Raw genomic sequence first — 20,831 nt, forward strand, 5'->3', positions numbered from 1 at the left:
AATGGAAAGTGTATTTGTCTTAGTCCTACAATATTAATCTTACTATTTAAATTTGAGACGATACTTTGTGCTTCTTTTAATACATCAGCCGGAACTTTATTTTCTAATTCTGGTTTCTTATCAGATTTTTGATTACAATAACCAACTCCCGCTTTAACAACATTTAGTATTTGTTTAATAATATTCAGTGCTTGCCCTTCTTTCCAAACTAAACTACCTATACACTAGTAGCAACATTAATATATTTTTTATTTTCAATATTTTCTAAGATTTGAATCAGCTTATCCGGTTGATTGAGCATAGGTGTTAGTATACTATATAATTCTTTCTTATCGAGCTTATTTATACCTGGTACATCTTTTAAAGTTTTATCTAAAATACCTGTAAATATTTCCTTATTATCGTTTAAATATTTTTTGATCTCGGGATTATCTTTAGTTAACATTACCAATTCTTTAGCTATTCCCGTATTTTAACAAATCCATCAAAAACCTTTTTTAATTATTCAGGATTATCAAGTAATATAGGCATTACATTCATCAGTTTTGTAGTATCTTTTGTTTCTAGTCCATAATTTTCAAGCTGCTGTTTTATAGTTTGGCTATTTTTTTCATCTTGCTCTAAAATGCCTTTAATTAAATTATCGAATAACCCCTCTTTACTGTGCTCTACTAATATATTTAAACTTAAATGAAGGTTCGTTAAAAGCAGTAATTACACGGCTTGTTACTGTCATATCATCGCCTTTATTTATATCTGTAATAATAGCATGTGCAATTTCCGGTTTTGACATAACTTCACCTACTATACTAAGCATTTGTTTATCGAAATTATATTCTTGCGTCATGCTTTGTATATTCGGAGTATTTTCAATAATAGCTGAGGCAATATCTGGTAAGACTGTTTTATTATCAGCAAAAAACTTTTCAATTTATCGTCATCCACTACCATTTCTAAAGATTTCTCACGAGCCACCATTACTCCTTGATTTGCATTCAGAGTATCAAAAATTTCTGTTGTTTCAGGCTTTTTATTTAATAAAGTAGGAATAGTATCTACATCAACTTTATAGCTTTCAAAATATTCTTTTAAGAAAGGTTTAGCTTGTTCTTTAGTTGCTATTAAGAAACCTTCTATAATTATTTATTTTTCAGGAGATAATTTATTAAACCTTTTTAGAGCATTAGGATTGTTTATATTTTCAACCAGCTCTTGTTTAAACTCAGGATGTTCATTAAATATTTTTATAACTTTTGCATATGTGTCATTACTTTGAGGTTTTTGTAATATATCATCAAAAGCTTTTATATAGTCGCTTGGAAGTATTGCAGTTATGTAATGCACAATATCATCACCTTTTTCATTAAAAAATTCTAAGCAATTTTTATCCGTGGATAACATTCCTAATGTTTTAGAAGTTACTTTATTATAGTCCGGTACTTCTTGCTTTATCTCAAGTGCAATGTCTTGAAGGCTTTTAAGTACAGCATCATTTTTAAAACATTCTTGTAATGTTGTGAGACCCTTGTGATCTAGAAAACTACCTTCTTGAAATTCTCTAAAACCTGCTTTTGCTAAGATTTGTCCTATTTTTGGTAAATCATCGGCATGTTTTTTTAGAAAATCCTATATTTGGATTTTTCAAGAACAGATTTTTGAAACTTTGAATTACGATATATCTCAGAGGAGCTTGCAGGTTTAACAAGATTATAACTATTTACGGGATTAGTGAAGGCAAACTTCGCGCCTTTTAATAATGCTCCTATACTAACTGGTAATATTTTTTTTCTTTGGAGATGCAAGGTCATAAATAAAGCTTGTCAATGCCTTTCTGCATCAGGAGAAGATAATGTCCTTTTAACAGTTTTATTAAAATTCTTTAATTTAATATCTTTAATGGAATTTGTAACTGCCATAAAAATAATGAAATATATTTAATTACAGAAACATTAAATTATCTTAAAATTGATTAAAAGAAATAAATTAAGCACTACTTAAATATTTTAATTTATATTACATAATATGGTAATTAAATCAATTTGATCTAAGATTTATGGAGTTATCTTTGTATTTGTTTACTTTTTGTAGGTAATGATGCGTAAGTATGTGATTTATCGTGATTATCTTTACTATCTAAATTTGAAACTATATTTTTTGCTTCTTTTAAAACATTTAATTTATTAATATTTTTGAACTCATTTTTAAAGTTATCTTTTAACTGTTCATTGAAGATTTCTTTTGGTAAATAAATTCCACCGGTGATAGTGCCTACTCCAGTATATTTAGATTTAGAATATAAAGTAGAGGCAATATTACTTGCTAACTTTTCTAGATTTTTTGGCTCTAAAAAATTATTTATATTATCAGGATTTTCTTTAGAATATTCAGAAACGATAGGTTTTAGCATCTGATGCATCATGTAAAAATCTTCACCTCTATTATCACCTTTATCAAAAAGCTTTTGTGATATTTTCTCGCTTAAAATATTTGCCAATAAATTACTCTTAATATTTTGTTTATTTGTAATATTTTCATATAAAGGGTTCAATATTTGTAATGGAGAATGTACATGATTTGTAATATGTTTATATTGATTTGTTCTAGGAGTAGCTAGGTTAGTAACCATATTCATAGGTAGTGAATTTAGTTTTTCTATAATATAATCTTTAATCGTTTGATTTTCTTCATATAATCTTTTTACTTGTTGAGCAAATTTTTTTTTACTAAGTACATTTCTTTTTCCTTCAGCTTGTATTTGTAAAAATACTTTATCAATTGCCTTATCAATTAATTTTGCTTGTTGTTCTTTAATTAGTTTAGGTACTAAAGGAGGGATAGCCTTATCAAGATTGTAAGTATCAGTAAGTAGCATTAAATTATCAGGTAATTTAGCTTCTGCTAAATTAATATTTTTAAAATTACAATCTTTTAAAGAAGTGACTTTAGTTAAATCTGCATTTTTTAATGATACGCCTGAGAAGTCGATATTAGATAAATTACCTACTAATATAGCTCCCTCTAAGCTGAATTTTCCATTTTGTATTTTATGTAAATTATTTCTAAGAGTAATTTCATCTATAGTTTTATCTTTAAAATCTTGTGATGGACTAAATACGTCTTTTACTTTTTCAGTAGCATAGCTAAAACCTGCTTTTATAATATTCGGCAATTGCCCTTCCAAATAATTTGTTTTTTGAGCTAGATTATATATAGCACTAGCAGCCCCACTATAATTACTTTTTTCAACCTCTTCTATAATTTTAACTAATTCATTAGGATGGTTTAACACTGATGGAAGTACATTATATAATTCTTTCTTATCAAGGTTATTTATACCTGGTATTTCTACTAAAGTTTTATCTAAAATACTTGCAAATATTTCTCTATTATTGTTTAAATATTTTTTAATTTCAGGATTATCTTTAGTTAAAGCTATTAACTCTTTTGCCATTCCCGTATAATCACCTTTAATAAAATCTCGAAAAACCTTTTTTAATGATTCAGATTTATCAAGTAATATAGGCATGATGCTCGTTAGCTTTGTAACATCACTCGCTTCCAGACCATAATTTATAAGTTGTTGTTTTATAGTTTGGCTATTTTTTGCATCTTGTTCTAAAACTCCTGTAATTAAATTATCAAATAGACCTTCTTTATTTTGCTCTACTAATATATCTTTTAATTTAAATGAAGGATCATTAAGGGCAGAGATTATATTACCGGTTAAACTCATATAATCACCTTTATTTAAGTCTGCAATAATCTCATGAGCAATTTCCGGTTTTGACATAACTTCGCCTACAATACTAAGCATTTGTTTATCAAAATTATATTCTTTTGTTATGCTTTGTACGCTAGGAGTATTTTCAATAATACCTAAAGCAATATTTGGTAAGATTGTTTTATTATTAGCAAAAAAACTTTTTAATTTATCATCACCAGCTACCATTTCTAAGGATTTCTCAAGAGATATCATTACACCTTGATTTGGAGCATTAAGAGTATCAAAAATCTCTTTTGTCTCAGGTATTTTATTTAATAAAGTAGGAATAATATCTAAAATTTTAAGATCAATTTTGTAGGTTTCAAAATGTTCTTTTAAGAAAGGTTTAGCTTGTTCTTTTGCTTCTTCTAAAAAATTTTCAATAATTATTTGTTTTTCAGGAGATAACTTATTAAATCTTTTTAGAGTATTAGGATTGTTTATATTTTTAGCCAGCTCTTGTTTAAACTCAGGATGTTCATTAAATATTTTTATAACTTTTGCATATGTGTCATTACTTTGAGGTTTTTGTAATATATCATCAAAAGTTTTTATATAATCGCTTGGAAGTATTTCAATTGCTCCTGTACGTATGTATTTCGTAATATCTTCACTCTTTTCGTTAAAGAATTTTTGGAAGTTTTTATCGGTAACCAACATATCTAAAGTTCTAGAAGTCACTTTATTCCAGTTCGGTAGCTCTTGCTTTACTTCAACTGCAATTTCTTGAAGTTTTTTAAGTACTTGTTCATTTTTAAAACATTCTTTTAGTATTTCGAGTCCCTTTTCATCTAAAGCACTTTTATCTTGAAATTCTCTAAAGCCTGCATTTGCTAAGATTTGACCTATTTTAGGCAAATCATCCGAATGTTTTTTTAAAAATTCCCATATTGGAGATTGTTTAAGAAGTGATTTTTGAAATTCCGGATCAAGATATATCTTAGAAGAGTTAGCAAGCTTAACAAGATTATAAGTATTTACAGGATTAGTTAAAATAAATCTTGCTCCGAGTAATATCGTTCTTAAGCTTATACTCTTTGAAGATGATAAGTCCTGAATTACACTCTTTAGTACTTTATTAAGTTTAGAAGAAGATAAAACTTTTTCTACAACTTTTTGATAGTTCTTATTATTTATAACAGCCATAAAATTACTCGAAATGTTTTAAGTATTCTAAATCTATTTTAAAAAATTTTTAAAAATAAAGATTAGGTATTTTTTAATTTTTTGTTATTGTTGTTGTTAATATGTATACTTCGACACAACACGTTCAGCATCCTAGGACTTACAAAGACATGGCTGCCAATTTTTCAAGTGCTATCTAAGTATATTATTTAGCCTCCGCTTTTGGCGTCCATCTCAGTGAATACTTCTTCCCATGAACCGGTAGTCGCTGCTTTTGAATATTCAGTTGCTCTATTTTCAAAAAAGTTCGCATGTTCGACTCCGTTTAGCATTTCATCAAGCCAAGGAAGGGGGTTATGATTTACCAAATATACATCTTTGAGTCCTAGCTGCATTAAACGACGGTCAGCAATATAACGAATATATTGTCTTACTTCATATGCCGTTAATCCCTCAATACCGCCAACTTCAAAAGCAAGTTCAATAAAGGCATCTTCAAAATGCACAATAGTCGTACAAGCTTCATAAATACGTTTACGTAAAGTTTCTGTCCAAACTTCAGGGTTTTCTCTTACAAAAGTCTTAAACAGAGTAATAATTGAGTTAGTATGAAGTGTTTCATCACGCACTGACCAAGCAATAATCTGTCCCATACCTTTCATTTTATTAAAACGAGGGAAATTAAGCATGATCGCAAAAGAAGCAAATAGCTGTAATCCTTCAGTAAAAGCTCCAAATACTGCGAGTGTAGTTGCTATATCTTCTTTGGCATCCACTCCGAATTGCTGCATATAATCATACTTGTCTTTCATTTCCTTATATTTAAGAAATGCTGAATATTCTACTTCCGGCATACCTACCGTATCAAGTAAATGTGAATATGCCGCGATATGTACCGTTTCCATATTAGAAAATGCCGATAACATCATTAATATTTCAGTCGGTTTAAATACTCGTGAATAATGCTTCATATAGCAATTATTTACTTCAATATCTGCCTGTGTAAAAAAACGAAATATTTGCGTTAATAGATGTTTTTCCCCTGGAGTTAAGTTATATTTCCAATCTTTAACATCGTCGGCAAGCGGTACTTCTTCCGGTAACCAATGAATTTTTTGTTGAGTGTGCCAAGCTTCATATGCCCATGGATATGAAAACGGTTTATAAATTGGATTTGCATCAAGTAGTGACATAATTTTTTTTCTTTTAATTTTTCTATTTCTTCTTTTGAAAGCTTAGTATACTTAATTATTTGCTCTATCGGCTCATTATCCGCTAACATTTCTTTTGCTATTTCTGTATTTCTTCTAGTGTCGCCAATTTCAATACCCTCAGCTTTCCTCTCATTATATTTACTTTTTTGATTTAACTCTTCCGTTTGAGTATCCAGCATCGCTTTAATATAATTATCATATCCTGCTTTACTCCAGTTAAATTATCCAATAGTTTTATAAACTGATAGTACCATTTTCATCTTTTGTATGTTGCGGGGGTTCTTTTGCTCTATCGAATTTAGCCATCATATATAACCAATCATCTTCTAAACTTTCTAACTCATCTGCTTCTTTGGTAAATTTGTCTAATTCAACAAATACGTAAGACAAGCATTTCAGTTGATGCTTACCGTTGCCGACATTAATAGTTTGATGATAGCTAATACATTCTTTTTCCTCGGGCAATGCCTGAAATCCAGAAGTAATTACTACCATTACTACAGGAGCTAGACCAGCATATTCTTTTCCTCTTTTTAATTGCGAAGAAAATGCTATACAACTGTAAAATTTGTACTCTTGCTAAAAAAGCATCGGCATAGCCGTTTTGCATCTCAACAATATAAATATTGCCGGAGTTATCTCGAACTTTTACGTCTACTATACTCCTTTTATTCTGCCCTAAATCCGGCACTTGTTCGTTTGAAATATATTCAAGGTCGATAATCCTTAACTCTTCAGGTAACCTCATAATATTATTGAGAAAGCCTAGTCACCTTGTTTTATCCGTAAACAATTTTTTAAATGCTACATCATTTGTTGGGTCTAAAAATATCTTTGAATAATTATATTATACTTACTGACAAGTTAAGCATTCTTCGTAGTTACCGGCTTCTGATAACTTATCGTTTTGTTCCTCTAAATCTTTAAAATCGGCCTTTAATACGTCATGCGAGACCTTATCGGCTCGCTGTATTGATGTAGATCTACAGTAATATAAACTTTTTACTCCTTTTGTCCAGGCTTTAAAATGAATATTATTTAAATATTTCTTACTAACATTCCCCGGTAAAAAGATGTTTAAAGATTGTGCTTGCGTAATGTAAGGAGTACGATCGCTTGCCAGTTCAATTAGCCAATTCTGATCAATTTCGTAAGCGGTTTTGAAAACCTGTTTTTCTTCTTCGGATAAAAATGTTAAATGTTGTACTGATCCTTCATGTGTTGCAATCGAAGACCAAACTTGATCATTATTAAATCCTTTCTCCTCTAATAACTTTCCTTTCTCCTCTAATAACTTTTCTAAATGTTTGTTACGCACGTTAAAAGAACCGGTTAAAGTCTTTTGTACAAAGCTATTAGCGGCAAACGGCTCTATTCCTGGTGAGGCATTACCTGCTATTACCGAAATTGAGGCGGTAGGTGCTATTGCGGTTTTATTACTAAATCGTTCATTACTTCCTGCATCTAGAGCATCAGGACATGCTCCTTTTTCTTTACCGATTTCTATTGAGGCTTTATCAGTTTCAGCAGATATATATTCAAATATTTTTTTATTCCAAACTTTTGCCATAACCGATTCTATCGGTACTTTTTTCATTTGCAAAAATGAGTGGAAGCCCATTACGCCAAGTCCAACGCTTCGCTCACGTAAAGCCGAATATTTAGCTCTTGCCATAGTATCCGGTGCTTTATTAATAAAGTCTTCTAAAACATTATCAAGGAACAACATAATAGAATGGATAAATTCTTTATCGTCTTTCCACTCTTCGTAATACTCTAAATTTAAAGAGGAAAGGCAGCAAACAGCAGTTCTTGACTTTCCTAGATGGTCAATTCCCGTCGGCAATGTAATTTCGCTACAAAGATTAGACATTTTAACTTGAAGCCCCAATTTTTTATGATGCTCAGGGATAGATTTATTAACACTATCGATAAATAACAAGTAAGGCTCACCCGTTTCTATTCTAGTAGTTAATAACTTAACCCATAAATCTCTTGCTCTAACTTTATTTACGACTTTTTTGGTAGCAGGACTAACAAGGTCAAAATCCGTATTGTTTTCAACTGCTTTCATAAATTCATCGGTTATAGCTATACCGTGATGAATATTAAGAGCTTTACGGTTAACATCCCCACCTGTCGGACGTCTTATATCGATAAATTCTTCAATTTCAGGATGATTAATAGGCAAATATACAGCCGATGAACCTCGTCTAATAGAACCTTGCGAAATAGCAAGAGTCATAGAATCCATTACTTTAATAAACGGTATAATACCGGATGAATGACCTTTATCACGAATCCCTTCATTAATAGCACGAACATTACCCCAATAACTGCCAATCCCGCCACCGCGTGCAGCAAGCCAAACATTTTCTGTCCATAAATTTACTATATCGTCTAAGCTATCATCGGTCTCATTTAAGAAGCATGAAATAGGAAGTCCCCTATCCGTTCCGCCGTTACTTAAGATTGGTGTTGCTGGCATAAACCACATTTTACTCATATATTCATATAACTTCTGAGCATGCTGTTTATTTTCGGCATAATAACTAGAAACTCTTGCAAATAAATCTTGAAAATCCTCACCTTTCATAAGATATCGATCTCGCAGAATAGCTTTACCGAAAGGAGTAAGTAAATTGTTATGGTTGTTGTTTATAGTGATTTGAAATTTATTTTTTTTAAGCGTGTTCATTAGTACTAATGGGGTTGTAGGCGTTATTTATAATGCTTATTTTGAAAAAATGACACCATATTCAGTGTATAGAATCTTCACTTAAGTAGACACGAGAATAATAATTTATTCAATATAAATATTTATTTTTTTTTTAGATTTTTGACTTGACACAAATCACTATTGATTACTATATAGAATAGTTTGTACAAATATTATGCTTTCTTAAGGCACAAACAGTCTTATCCTGCAGAAGTAAGGCAACGTTGCGTGGTTCTCAGTTGCATTTTCGCGTAGACATAAGTTTAAAGATCGATTCCATCTCTGTCATCTCACGATCAAGTCACAGCGTAACAGAAAGAAACCTGATCCATGTAACAAGACCTTATCTATACGGGAATAACGTTAAAGACATTCTCCATCATTCGTATTAAGAGACCTATCGGTGTAACCTCATCCTTATATTCAACAATAAACGATGCAACAAACGTGGTGTGTCGGCTACTATCCAATCAACTTCTGCAACATAATATCCTGGCTCTCTATCTGGAAAAGTTACTTCAATCATTTTAGAAGGAACTAATGTATGATCCCAGTAAAGAAATTTATCAGAAAGTTTACTATAAATTGCTTCTAAATCATAGTGTTTTTAGTCTATTTTCAAAGGTAAACTCTGCTTTTGTCATTTGCACTATATAACCGCAAGTTTTATGTGACGCAGTATAATCCCATTCTATTGTAAGTTTTTTCTCGCCTTCTAATGATATAGTTTATCCAGTTAAACGTTGGATCTTTTAATTCCGCTCTTATTTCTTGATTAGTAGCATTGACCCAATCTGTAATCTGTACGCCCACCATTAAGAATATGCCCATCTAGTGGTAGCGGTTCCCCTGCAACATCATTTCCAAAACGCTCATCACTCCCTGTCCCTGTTTCAAATTCGTTAAGTTTCCACTCTTCATCTATTAGCTTCTTATCTACACAAACTTTTCCCATTGTGTAAAACGGGAATATTATTCGACCATGTTTTGGAGTTTGTTGATTGTGTTGTGCTTCATTTTTCATCAATTCGACCTTTATTTAAGTTAAAAATATTAAGTAACTACAAAATACTAAATGTAGTTATAGTAATATAAAACTTAAATTGTTTTTGATATTATAATAAAAATACAGCTTCATAATACCGGACAGCAATGTCTAGCACCCTAGGAGTCAATCCATGCAAGCAACAAAGTTAGAACCTAGGCTGAAGAATTTTGATTTTAAAGATTTTTTATTATATAGCCATGGCTGGGTTACGGTAATAGTGTCTTGAAACGTGCCGGCAGCAGCAAGAGGTTGTGACGGCAGGCGTGCATATACGGTATAGTTTTTTGTGACCGGTTCAAGACCTAGTGTATAGCTATCGGTAAATGTTACAGTACTACTAGTACCGTGACCGAGGATTTGAGTAAAACCGGCATCTTTATACAAATTATAATTCAGCTTACGTACCCCATTAATCATATTTCTTGGGTTATAAATATTAGCAGCTCCTGTACTAAAAGTTATGGTATAACTAACAAGTAGTGATAATAAAGTACTACAAGTAACTGAAGCAGTAACGGAATTTGTGCTAACGGCACCGACATTAAAATTACCGAAATTTACGGTTGGAATTGAAGGATTACATGTTGCAAGTAACGCCATAGCATTTCCTGATATAATCATGTTGATTAATAATATTATTATTGATTTCTTGACATTGCTTAAAAAGAATTTGTCATACCGTGGTGGTCAAGCCACGGTATGACAACGGAGCGTTTTTAGTCCACACAGGAGTAACAATAAAGTCTTCATTTGCATATTGCTTCGCCTAAATCAATTACAGGGTCATTTAAATCTCTATTAACCGGTACGCTAAAATGACAGCATTTATTATTCTCCTCATTCTCGTCACAAATAGAACCGTTTAATAATTCAAGATCTTTAATATATATCTTACCGTCATAGCCTACAAATATTTCTTCATCTAAACCTTCAATACTCACGTACTATCAAATGGAATAAAATGTTTATTACTATCAAATACTATCATTTTAATGCTTTTAATTATTTTAATATTAAAGTCTAATAATACCGCTGATTTTGTTCTTGGAGCAACTTTCAAAGCAATTTCTTCAAACTCTGTATTAAGAAGTAGATTTTCATCGTCTAGTCTTATTTCGGAAGGAACATACGGTATTAAGTTAGGTACAAGCATTTTATCTTTATCATCGGTATCACCCGCTGGCTAATAGATTATTATTATAAACCCCGACATTCTTTAAACTATTTACTTTAATCAAAGCAAGACCTCCGTTAATCGGTCTTGTCTCATAATAGCTTTTATCAATAGAGAAAATTCCTCCTTTGATATTAAACTGTTTCATTATTTCGGTATCATTTTTCTGCAGATAAACTCCAATATCATTATTTTTACCGTTACGGTTAACTTGTACATTGTAATTTGTAGCTTTAGCTTTGATCAGGTTAGCATTATATCCCCATCCCATATTTGAAGTAATCGGCGAGGAAATACCAAGTTGCTTGGTATGATATTTATTTTGATATAAATCGGTTACTGAAATGCTTTTATTGGAATCTAAATTTAAGTTAAATGGTATATAGGCAAAATTATTTTTACGTTTACTGTTTAAATTGGTACCTATAGTAAAACTTAAGAAACCTTTTTTAGTAATATTTCTTTGATAAGTTGATGATAATATATTTGAGCGGTTACCTTTTTGCATTGTGTTATTTACGACAAAAGACACAAAATTAACACTTATATTACCAAAATCGGTATTACCGCAGCTAGCTGAAATCTGATAATTTAAACTTGAGAAAATTTTATCGGGATAGTTATAATACGTCCTGATAATTACTATTATTCCAATCTAAATTACTATTAATATCAAAATATTCCGATTCATAAGTATAGCCGCAATTAATTCTTTGAGAGCGACCGAAATTTTTGATATTATTTGCAGATGAAATGCCTATAATGCCAAAATTTTAGTACCCCTACTGCTCCATTATTTTTGAAAAATTCAAAATGTCCGCCGCTTGTTAAATAATCATTCATACCAAGCATATAATCAGTATTTAGAACTAAATATTTATAAGCATTGCTATATAGTAAAATCTTGTCTTTGAAAACCTGCTTCGTAAGAGAAATGTGAAAGCCCGGGACGTAATAAACTCGGTGATGCGTAATAAGGCATAGTAATTGTCTGAACTTTGCCGGTTATATCTTGCGTTTTAACTATTAAATCACCTCTACCGGTGATAACCGGAATATTGGTTATATCAAAATCCCCCATATGAGCTTTAGCATTATATATAGGTATACTATTTGAAAATATCTCTATACTGCTTGGAAGTTCTGATTTCCCTCTAAAATCCAGTAACGGATAGGTAACTAAATTCGGTCTAACTACAAAATTAGTAGCATACTGAATACCAGCAAATCTAGTTGAATTAGACCAAGAAGACACTTTAGTTATGCTATTATCCCCTACCCACCAATTAGTCATCTTATCCACATTCTCATATGTCCAATTTGTGTCTAAACGTGTAAATTTATTTTGGTTTTTTGTGGTATTTGTGATTTTAGAAAAATTTGATTTAACGGCTTCAGTTTGAAATAAGAAACTATGACTATATACACCGTTTTCAGTAAAATAATTGAGTTCCTCTACTCCGGCTAAATAATTAATATCATCATTTGGACTAAGAGTCACATCATAGTTTAAATATACCCCACTAATAAGTTTAGTATCGACGTTCTTCATAGGACCACCTAAAGCATCAAATGATTGAGGTTGCATTTTTTCCGCTGGAAAAGTAATATTTAAATCTAAATTCTCAAAGTTTAAATCATATTTAGTACCCTCAAGCAAATCTAAATTAATATATGCAGTATCATGATAATTCACTAAACCCTGCTTAAGATAATCTTCTTGAACATCAAAATGTTCTATATATTCAAGAGGAATTAAATAATGACCTTGGGCGTTTTGTACTATAGTCGGCAATATATCGGTTTCGGTATAATTAACTTCTAATGAAACCATCAATTCACTCTCACCCGCAATTTCATTAGCGCTATTCTCAAATTCTACTGCTAGAGGTAATTGGGGCAATAACCCTAACTCCTGATCTTCATGTACGTTTGTACCCACTGCGATTCAAGGCGAAGTATCGCCAAGAGATTCAGAGATAACTCCATCTGCACAACTCACCGGTATAAAAAAAATAATACCTATAAAAACCGATATTATTGTATTTAAAAAGCACATTGCTTTAATTTATTTAGTTTTAAAGATTTTAAACCTGATATTGTTATAGGTATACTATGCTGAACAACAAGATCTACGGTGGAAGTAACACTATTCTCTAACTTCACTCTACGAGGTAATTCTTTTATAAAAATTCTATAGTCTTTTGCTTTAGTAGAATAATTCTGTGTGTTTTTTAAAGCTACCCGTATCAATTGTATTATTTTACCATCATGTAAGGTAAATGTTACCGGAGTTGCCACTAAATCTTTAGTTTCTTTATATTCTTCTACACCATCTTTATATGTACACTTTAAACGAATTAATTGAAACTTTTTAGGTGCATAATCATTCTTTTGTATCGTCATAGTTGCTATTCTATTACCTTTGTTTATCTATATATTGACAGGTACGATAGTGGCACTGGCAAAAGAATTAAAAGTCAAGAATATAGAGTATAATTAGTACCTAAAGTACACTTTATTATAATTGTATTTGTTTGCAGAGTATCGACAATTGGAACATACGTACCGAAAGCTAAAGGAGTAGCCGAACTATACAAGACGGTAAAACCATCGCACTAACAAGGAAAAAACATTAGCGGAGGAGGCAAAACTATTGCCCGTACTTATAGTTAAGATAATAAAACCGATAATATTTTGTAGAATCTTAATTTTCATAATGTATAATAAAAATAATTAATTTCTATTATTAATCTTTTACAAAGTTTAACGATTTTACAAGGCTAGTTTAAGAAATGGTTATATTTAAATATGAATTGATGATATTTTCCCCACAGAATTTGTTTTGGTTTTTCTTTAAATTTTATTTTTTACATTAAAATATAATGAATATAGCCCAAATTAGCTATAAATAGAAATATAATTGACCACTTTATTTGACTATTATAGTATAATAATACTTTTATTTTTTGCAGGTTATAAAATGACTATTAAAATAGCAATCAGTCAATTTAAATCTCATTGCTTTGCAATAATAGAAAAATTACAAACAGATAAAAAATCTATTATAATTACCAAAAGAGATAGGGAAATAGCACAAATATTACCTGTAAATACTAAACAAATCTCATTATTCGGTATGCTAAAAAACAAAGCCAAGATAAAAGCGGATATATTAGAACCCGTAGAAGAAAAGTGGAATGCAGCACAACCTTTAAATGCATTTTGTCTAGTATAATATCCGATAGTTTTTAAAAATCCCCCTGCGAAAGTGTTGGATTTCTATAAATATACTCATATAACCATTGATTATTTCCTCAATATCCAATAAAATCCTTTTTAAAATTTAAATATAAAAAGTATGTATAATACTGATGTTGTAATAATAGGTGCCGGTCCGGTTGGATTATTTGCAATTTTTCAAGCAGGAATGCTTGGCATGAAATGTCATGTTATTGATGCACAGGAAGTTATCGGTGGTCAGTGTATTACCCTATATCCTGAAAAGCCTATTTACGATATACCGGCATATCCTAAAATTGCAGCAGAAGAGCTAATAAAACAGTTAGAACTTCAAGCAGCTCCTTTTAACCCTATATATCATTTAAATCAGCAAGCTATAGAGCTAAATAAACAAGATGATTTTTTTGAAATTAAAACCTCAAAAAACACTCTTATTAAAAGCAAAGTTATTATTATTGCAGCAGGAGCAGGTTCATTCGGTCCAAACAAACCGCCCCTTGCGAATATTGAAGACTTTGAAAGCAAGTCGGTTTTTTATTTCATCAATGATAAAAGCAAATTTGCGGGTAAAAATATAGTTATAGCAGGCGGCGGGGATTCGGCTGTTGACTGGGCTATTTCTCTTTCAGATATTGCAAATAAAATATATTTAGTACATAGGCGGGATAAATTTACGGCAGCTCCTGAAAGCGTAAGGCAATTAAGGCATATTGCAGAAACCGATAAAATCGAGTTAGTAACCGGTTATCAATTAAATGCTTTAGATGGTAATAATAGTGGACTTCAATCGGTTATAGTTAAAGATTTACAAAATAATACTCGCAAATTGGATGCCAATATATTACTACCTTTTTTTGGTTTAAAACAAGATTTAGGTAGCTTAGCAAATTGGGGTTTAAATGTTAAGCTTCACCATATTGAAGTAGACTCTTCCTATTATCAAACTAATATAGCAGGTATTTACGCCATTGGCGATATTGTTCATTATGTTGGTAAGCTTAAGCTGATTCTTACAGGTTTTGCTGAAGCGGCAAGCAGTCTTCATCATGCTTATAGTAGAGTATTTGACGGCAAGGCTCTACATTTTGAGTATTCTACTACCAAAAATACGGGGAAAAGAAGTAAGAGCGTTACTAAATAAAGAGATCGTCATTGCGAGCAACCGTAGAGAGCGTGACAATCTCATGAAACAATAACAAACTCCTGAGATTGCTTCGTCAATTACTTACGTAATTTCCTTGCAATGACGTTAAAACTGAACGGAGACAAAAATAAGAGTGAATAATATAATTGACTGTAAAGCATTAGCCAATGAGATACTAGCAGACTTAAAGCTAGAAATTCAAGAACTTACAAGCCAAACCAACGCTTCACCGAAGCTTGCTATAGTCCTAGTAGGCGATAATCCGGCAAGCATTATTTATGTAAGAAACAAAATAAAAAATGCACATAAAATAGGAATTTATACTTTATTAATAAATCTATCTGCTACTATTCATACTAATGATTTAATATCAAAAATCAATGAGTTAAACCTTGATAACGAGATTTCAGGAATTATAGTTCAGCTTCCTTTGCCAAGCTCCATAGATAAAAATAAAATTTTATCGGCAGTATCACCTTCCAAAGATATCGATGGTTTCCACCCTTTAAATGTCGGTTACTTGCATAGCGGAATTAGTCAAGGCTTTATTCCCTGCACTGCTCTTGGTTGTCTTGCAGTTATAAAAAAATACGAACCTAATTTAACCGGTAAAAACGTTGTAATTATTGGACGCTCAAATATAGTAGGAAAACCTTTAAGTGCTTTACTGTTAAAAGAAAATTGCAGTGTTACTATTTGTCATTCTAAGACACACAATTTACGCTCTATTACTTCTAAAGCCGATATTGTCGTTGCTGCAATAGGCTCACCTTTAAAATTAACTGCAGAATATTTTAATCCTGAATCTATAGTAATTGATGTAGGCATTAATAGAATTAGCGGCAATAAAATTATCGGTGATGTTGATTTTGAAAATGTTCAGTCTAAAGTACAATATATCACTCCCGTACCAGGCGGCATCGGACCTATGACTATTGCGTTTTTACTTAAAAATACGGTTAAGGCATTTAAGGATTCCTTATATACTCTTGATACGTGAAAAGTAGATAGACGACGCCAATTTTTCAAATTAAACGAGTATCTTATAAACATTTGCAAGTTCTACATAATTTCTTACATTATCTTGCATATATTCTAAATCTTGATCGGTTAAATATCTAACAAATTTTGCAGGGGATCCCATCCATAATTCTTGAGATTTAATTATCTTCTTTGGCGGGATAAGACTGCCTGCAGCAATAAAAGCATGTTCTTCTATTACTGCATAATCCATTATCGTAGCACTCATACCGATAAAAGCATTATTATGTATTGTACAGGCATGAATAAGAGAGAGATGACCGATAGTTTCGCCTATTTCTACCGGTCTATTAAATCTTGAAGTATAAATTACACTACCGTCTTGTACGTTAGTATTATTTCCTATTTTTATCGATTCAACGTCGCCTCTAAGAACCGTATTAAACCAAATGCTTGAATTACTACCTATTTCAACATCTCCTATTAAAGAGCTGCTTTTCGGCAATATATGCATTTTTAGCGATTCTTGGTGTAACCCCTTTGTAAGGGATAATGAGCATTAATTATAATCTACCCAAGAAATATTACCGTCTTTACGATAATAAACTATATTGATACGATCATTATTTATATTTTTAAATACTACTGCAGGTAAATCTTCTAAATCCATTTTCATTACTGCTTCTTTTACTGATAATTTTAATATTTCTACAGGCTTTTCAGCGATAATTGCCGGATTATCATTATCTTCGGCGTTAGAGGTTTCACTATCAGATTGCGGATTAATAATATATTTGGTACCTTCGTAAGCAATTTCTGATATTTTTACTTTACCCGCATGATGATTTTTGAATTTTGATTTATATTTTCTAAGCTGTTTTTCTAGTTTTGACATCGCTTTATCAAAAGCTACATATATATCGCTACAACTATCATTACTTTTGACTATATTATGTTTACCTGAGCCATATTTTACTATAATATCACATTTAAAGTTAATTCCCTCTTTTGAGAAATGTATATCTATATTTATTATATCGGTAAAATATTTTTTAACGACTTGCGTAGCCCTCTCTTTTGAATATTCTTGTAAATTATTACCGATAGAAATATGTTGACCTGAAACTGCAATAATCATAAATAACCTTTATAATCTGAAATAATTAATATATAGGCGTTACTAAGTAACACCTATACAATTAATTTATATTTAGAGTAATTTCAAGTTTTATTACAAATTAATTTATTTAAACTTTAGCCGTAGAGTTTAGGACGCTTATCCTTATTTTGTTGCGATTTAATTAGTTTTTTAGCAGTCTTTCTTACATAATTAGGCTCAATGCCGATTTCTAAGCAGGTAGCATTAAAATTTTCATTATTTTCAAAAAACCATTTTTTAGCGTTATATTCTGCTTTTGTTGCCTCTTTCTTGGTAGAAAGTATTGCATCTATTATTACCTGCGTAATAATAGCACTTCTAAGAGCAATATCGGGTATAGGATTATAAAGTTTAATACGCTCAAAAGGAGTAGTTCATTTAATGACATATGGTTTAGTCATATAAAACCTCTAATAATTTTTAATAAAGTAAGATCTTGTTAATATAAATGTAACCAATAGGTTTTTCTTTTTTAACAAAGTCCTTAAAAAGGATAATAATTTTCAAGGCTTCAACTAGTAGTGACTAATTTGGATTAATAGAGATATCTAGTAATTATAATATTAGGAATAAGCTATAAAATCTAAACGTTAGGTTCTGTATATTTTTTGATAAAATACGATATTTTACTCTTGCAGAAATAGAAGAATTGTTATATACATTGTTATCTTTTATGTATACCCAAATGATTTCAAGGATTGAATTTTATTTTGAGTGAGCACCCGCAGTCTATACTTAATAGATGAGGATGCAATCCTTGATAAAATGAAAGAGCAATTCTTAAAAGCAGAAGAGTATACAAGGGGGTGTAGCTCAGTTGGTTAGAGCATCTGCCTGTCACGCAGAAGGTCGCGGGTTCGAGTCCCGTCACTCTCGCCAAGCCCTTTCAGGGTTTCGGGATTTCCTGTCGTTTTCTAAAAAATTCATATGCTCCTTTTATTCGCCTTTTGTTTTAATTGTGATATTAAACTCTTTTAAATTCCAAATTTTAAATATTATAAAAAACTAACTTTGTATATTCCTTAAAGCAACCTCAACTCATTTGTTCGTACTTTTAGTTAAATTTCTATTGTATCCTTAAAACTTTTTATTGTGATTCTATCTATAAGCTCATTTTTAACAAAATATTAAAATTTATAGAATTTAATAAGAAAATAATTATGTTTAGATGGTTTCAACCCTCAAATCAAGAATTAATAAGAACTATATAGAAAGAAAATACCGCAGAAACACAAAAATTAATTGCCGCAATGGATATTACTGAATTAAGTAAAGTTAGGGATATTTATATTAGCAGGGCTATTTGCAGCATCCGTACCTATATTTTGAGTTACATTACCGTCACCTATAAAATTCAATGTACCGCCTACACCGCCGGTGCTAAGTACTGCTCCATTTGCTCCTACGTTACCGGTTAGCGTAACCCCATCTGCTAAAGCTAAGATAGAGCCATTCTTATTTAAAGCTACGGGAACAGATACATTAGCTGAGAACGTAATGGGGGTTTACTCCGATATTTACAAGTTTTAAGCTGCTGCCGTTAGCTCCAATCGTACCGTTAACATTACCGCTTTGTATTGTCAGTGTGCCTTGGTTATTTGCAGAGGTCGTAAACTAAACTGGTCACACCATTTATTATTAACTCACCATCTGCTCTAAATAATATGTTACCACCCGCTCCTAGGTCTAAAGCTTGGTTAAATGTTACCTGCTATTCATACTAAGTCTTCGTAAATACCGTATTATCGACTACGACATCACCTGCTCCGTCTACTATGAAATTCTTAAGGCGATGGGTATTCTATAGTATAAGGTCTACCGTTATTTGCTATAGTTAGGTATTTTGTGATTGCTCCTATTCTCACTATTCCATATTCATCATTGCCAGATTTGTTTAAATTATTATTTTAGCAAATTTACATTCCCATTTGCTGCATCTATTGTATATGTCGTATTATCCGCTATTCTAATATCACCTATATCTCCGGCACTTGGATCATTGATTGTTAAATTAGCATTTATTTGTATTTTTGCTTTTATAGCGTTTAATAATGCAACATTGATTGTATTTTCGGTATTTATTATTAAAGTACCGCCGCTAGCATTACTATTATTAAAAGTAATACCTCCTACATCTAATAGACCATTAACACTTATAGTTCCCGAAGCTAAAACACTATCTGCAAAAACAATATTATTTACCGTAGTATTACCTTGTAAATCAAGAATCTTACCGTTACCTCCATTACACTGAAGTATATTGAAATTATTTATATTTCCATTAAGTATAGCATTCCCTATAAAATTTCTGTTTACTCCGTTAGCACCGTCTATATTACCCGTCACCGTTATGTCGTCATATAAATTAAGTACGGATGTATTAACTTTGTAAATTAATATTAGTAGCTTTTAATATTGTAGAATTAAGTGTTGCCGACCCAAGTAAAACATGTACTGCGGCTAATGAGCCTATATTACCTATATCGCCTGTTATTATGTTACTACTACCAAGATCATGAGCTAGATTTAGTATCCCTTGACCGTCAACGCCGGTAGTATTATTTATATTACCCGTTTCCTACATTTATTCCGGAAAGAGAGTTAGTTAGACCTATGTGATTTGATATACAAATGTTATTGTACCGTTATTGCCAGCTACCGTATTATCTATCTGAGTTGTAATATTTAAACCGTTATTAATTTGTAAAGTAGAATTCTTACCGGCGAAATCTATATTACTAAATGTTTGATTAACGACTCCGGTAACAATTGACGTAACATTATTATTAATAAATTTAAGAGGAGCGAAATTAGAAGTAAGACCTACTGTTGCACTAAGAGCACCTATTGACACATTTTGACTTACCTCACCCCCACCAAAAGCAGGTAGTGCTATTAATGTATTTATCCCGCCAATAACAGCATTGGTTTTATCTGCCGATATTTTAATTCCAAGCCCTTTGAATAAATATTGCCGTTATTAAATAATCCTCCTACAAGACCAGCACCGGTACTCAAGCTTACGCTACCGAGATTAGGAATTGTTGCTCCTGCAGTATTAGAGCTAGTGAATAATGTTCTGCATAATGATGCCGTTGCTAAAAATTTTCTTAATATTTGTGATTCTTTCATTAATATTAACCCCAATACATTTAATTAATAATTTGTAGCAACTTTTTTACAATAATAAAATAGAAGCAGATAGAGCTAGATTCAGAAAGCTTTAGACAAGATGCATTGACGACTGAGCCTGCGGAATGT

General features: G+C 31.3%; 19 protein-coding genes, 1 tRNA gene and 4 pseudogenes. 5 read left to right on the forward strand and 19 right to left on the reverse strand.

Going from position 1 to position 20,831, the window contains the following annotated elements; translation table 11 throughout:
* Positions 1–125: 125 nt before the first annotated feature.
* From RAT170B_RS11600 to RAT170B_RS05375, 13 genes and pseudogenes are all read right to left on the reverse strand, one after another.
* Positions 126–1,916, reverse strand: a pseudogene (locus RAT170B_RS11600) (hypothetical protein); the annotation flags it as partial.
* A 143-nt stretch (positions 1,917–2,059) separates the two neighbouring features.
* Positions 2,060–4,909 carry a pentapeptide repeat-containing protein gene (locus RAT170B_RS05310; protein ID WP_045805798.1) on the reverse strand — a complete coding sequence of 950 codons (2,850 nt, stop codon included), beginning with the start codon at positions 4,907–4,909 and terminating at the stop codon, positions 2,060–2,062.
* Positions 4,910–5,097: 188 nt separating this feature from the next.
* Positions 5,098–6,081, reverse strand: coding sequence for a ribonucleotide-diphosphate reductase subunit beta (locus RAT170B_RS05315; protein ID WP_045805799.1), 984 nt, complete (start codon positions 6,079–6,081; stop codon positions 5,098–5,100).
* Between the two features lie 255 nt (positions 6,082–6,336).
* A complete protein-coding gene (locus RAT170B_RS10550; RefSeq protein WP_186786299.1) occupies positions 6,337–6,657 on the reverse strand; it encodes a PD-(D/E)XK nuclease family transposase in 321 nt (106 codons plus the stop codon).
* Entirely contained in the window at positions 6,542–6,850 is a 309-nt protein-coding gene (locus RAT170B_RS08910; RefSeq protein WP_014014334.1) for a PD-(D/E)XK nuclease family transposase, read from the reverse strand. Before RAT170B_RS08910 ends, RAT170B_RS10550 begins: the two co-directional genes overlap by 116 nt.
* 105 nt (positions 6,851–6,955) lie before the next feature.
* Positions 6,956–8,800 carry a ribonucleoside-diphosphate reductase subunit alpha gene (locus RAT170B_RS05325; RefSeq protein WP_045805800.1) on the reverse strand — a complete coding sequence of 615 codons (1,845 nt, stop codon included), beginning with the start codon at positions 8,798–8,800 and terminating at the stop codon, positions 6,956–6,958.
* Positions 8,801–9,487: 687 nt separating this feature from the next.
* Positions 9,488–9,845: pseudogene (locus tag RAT170B_RS12410) on the reverse strand (chitin-binding protein).
* Positions 9,846–9,992: 147 nt separating this feature from the next.
* A complete protein-coding gene (locus tag RAT170B_RS05335; protein ID WP_186786294.1) occupies positions 9,993–10,490 on the reverse strand; it encodes a spore coat U domain-containing protein in 498 nt (165 codons plus the stop codon).
* 125 nt (positions 10,491–10,615) lie between these two features.
* A complete protein-coding gene (locus RAT170B_RS11605; protein ID WP_045805801.1) occupies positions 10,616–10,810 on the reverse strand; it encodes a hypothetical protein in 195 nt (64 codons plus the stop codon).
* The gene (locus RAT170B_RS11610) at positions 10,807–11,022 is read right to left on the reverse strand and encodes a hypothetical protein (RefSeq protein ID WP_045805802.1); all 216 of its coding nucleotides are present in this window, start codon (positions 11,020–11,022) and stop codon (positions 10,807–10,809) included. The genes RAT170B_RS11605 and RAT170B_RS11610 overlap by 4 nt, the downstream gene beginning before the upstream one ends.
* A 19-nt stretch (positions 11,023–11,041) precedes the next feature.
* Entirely contained in the window at positions 11,042–11,551 is a 510-nt protein-coding gene (locus RAT170B_RS11615; RefSeq protein WP_261368730.1) for a hypothetical protein, read from the reverse strand.
* Between the two features lie 381 nt (positions 11,552–11,932).
* A complete protein-coding gene (locus RAT170B_RS11620) occupies positions 11,933–12,985 on the reverse strand; it encodes a fimbria/pilus outer membrane usher protein (RefSeq protein WP_261368731.1) in 1,053 nt (350 codons plus the stop codon).
* Positions 12,986–13,089: 104 nt separating this feature from the next.
* Complete coding sequence (locus RAT170B_RS05375; protein WP_045805803.1) at positions 13,090–13,449, reverse strand: molecular chaperone; 360 nt, start codon at positions 13,447–13,449, stop codon at positions 13,090–13,092.
* 577 nt (positions 13,450–14,026) lie between these two features.
* Here RAT170B_RS05375 and RAT170B_RS05380 point away from each other — a divergent pair.
* The 3 genes and pseudogenes from RAT170B_RS05380 (at position 14,027) to folD (ending at position 16,430) form a co-directional block, all read left to right on the forward strand.
* Positions 14,027–14,281, forward strand: a complete 255-nt coding sequence (locus RAT170B_RS05380) for a type II toxin-antitoxin system Phd/YefM family antitoxin (RefSeq protein ID WP_045805853.1) — start codon at positions 14,027–14,029, stop codon at positions 14,279–14,281.
* Between the two features lie 123 nt (positions 14,282–14,404).
* Positions 14,405–15,411 (forward strand): annotated as a pseudogene (locus RAT170B_RS05385) (NAD(P)/FAD-dependent oxidoreductase).
* Between the two features lie 152 nt (positions 15,412–15,563).
* Positions 15,564–16,430, forward strand: coding sequence for a bifunctional methylenetetrahydrofolate dehydrogenase/methenyltetrahydrofolate cyclohydrolase FolD (gene folD, locus RAT170B_RS05390; protein ID WP_045805805.1), 867 nt, complete (start codon positions 15,564–15,566; stop codon positions 16,428–16,430).
* 30 nt (positions 16,431–16,460) lie between these two features.
* Here the strand turns inward: folD and RAT170B_RS05395 are convergent.
* The 3 genes and pseudogenes from RAT170B_RS05395 to RAT170B_RS08925 form a co-directional block, all read right to left on the reverse strand.
* Positions 16,461–16,971 (reverse strand): annotated as a pseudogene (locus RAT170B_RS05395) (gamma carbonic anhydrase family protein).
* Positions 16,971–17,549, reverse strand: coding sequence for a ribosome hibernation-promoting factor, HPF/YfiA family (hpf, locus tag RAT170B_RS05400; protein WP_014014324.1), 579 nt, complete (start codon positions 17,547–17,549; stop codon positions 16,971–16,973). Before hpf ends, RAT170B_RS05395 begins: the two are co-directional and overlap by 1 nt.
* A gap of 116 nt (positions 17,550–17,665) precedes the next feature.
* Positions 17,666–17,926, reverse strand: coding sequence for a hypothetical protein (locus RAT170B_RS08925; RefSeq protein WP_261368739.1), 261 nt, complete (start codon positions 17,924–17,926; stop codon positions 17,666–17,668).
* Positions 17,927–18,372: 446 nt separating this feature from the next.
* Here RAT170B_RS08925 and RAT170B_RS05405 point away from each other — a divergent pair.
* Both RAT170B_RS05405 and RAT170B_RS10560 read left to right on the forward strand, forming a co-directional pair.
* Positions 18,373–18,449, forward strand: a tRNA-Asp gene (locus RAT170B_RS05405).
* A gap of 498 nt (positions 18,450–18,947) precedes the next feature.
* The gene (locus RAT170B_RS10560; RefSeq protein ID WP_186786295.1) at positions 18,948–19,100 is read left to right on the forward strand and encodes a hypothetical protein; all 153 of its coding nucleotides are present in this window, start codon (positions 18,948–18,950) and stop codon (positions 19,098–19,100) included.
* Positions 19,101–19,472: 372 nt separating this feature from the next.
* Here RAT170B_RS10560 and RAT170B_RS10565 read toward each other — a convergent pair whose 3' ends face one another.
* From RAT170B_RS10565 to RAT170B_RS05420, 3 genes are all read right to left on the reverse strand, one after another.
* A complete protein-coding gene (locus RAT170B_RS10565) occupies positions 19,473–19,916 on the reverse strand; it encodes a hypothetical protein (protein ID WP_186786296.1) in 444 nt (147 codons plus the stop codon).
* Between the two features lie 265 nt (positions 19,917–20,181).
* Positions 20,182–20,424, reverse strand: a complete 243-nt coding sequence (locus tag RAT170B_RS11625) for a hypothetical protein (protein WP_261368732.1) — start codon at positions 20,422–20,424, stop codon at positions 20,182–20,184.
* A 50-nt stretch (positions 20,425–20,474) separates the two neighbouring features.
* A complete protein-coding gene (locus RAT170B_RS05420; protein ID WP_045805806.1) occupies positions 20,475–20,702 on the reverse strand; it encodes a hypothetical protein in 228 nt (75 codons plus the stop codon).
* Between the last annotated feature and the right edge of the window lie 129 nt (positions 20,703–20,831).

Source organism: Rickettsia argasii T170-B (assembly GCF_000965185.1).
GTDB classification, from domain to species: domain Bacteria; phylum Pseudomonadota; class Alphaproteobacteria; order Rickettsiales; family Rickettsiaceae; genus Rickettsia; species Rickettsia rickettsii.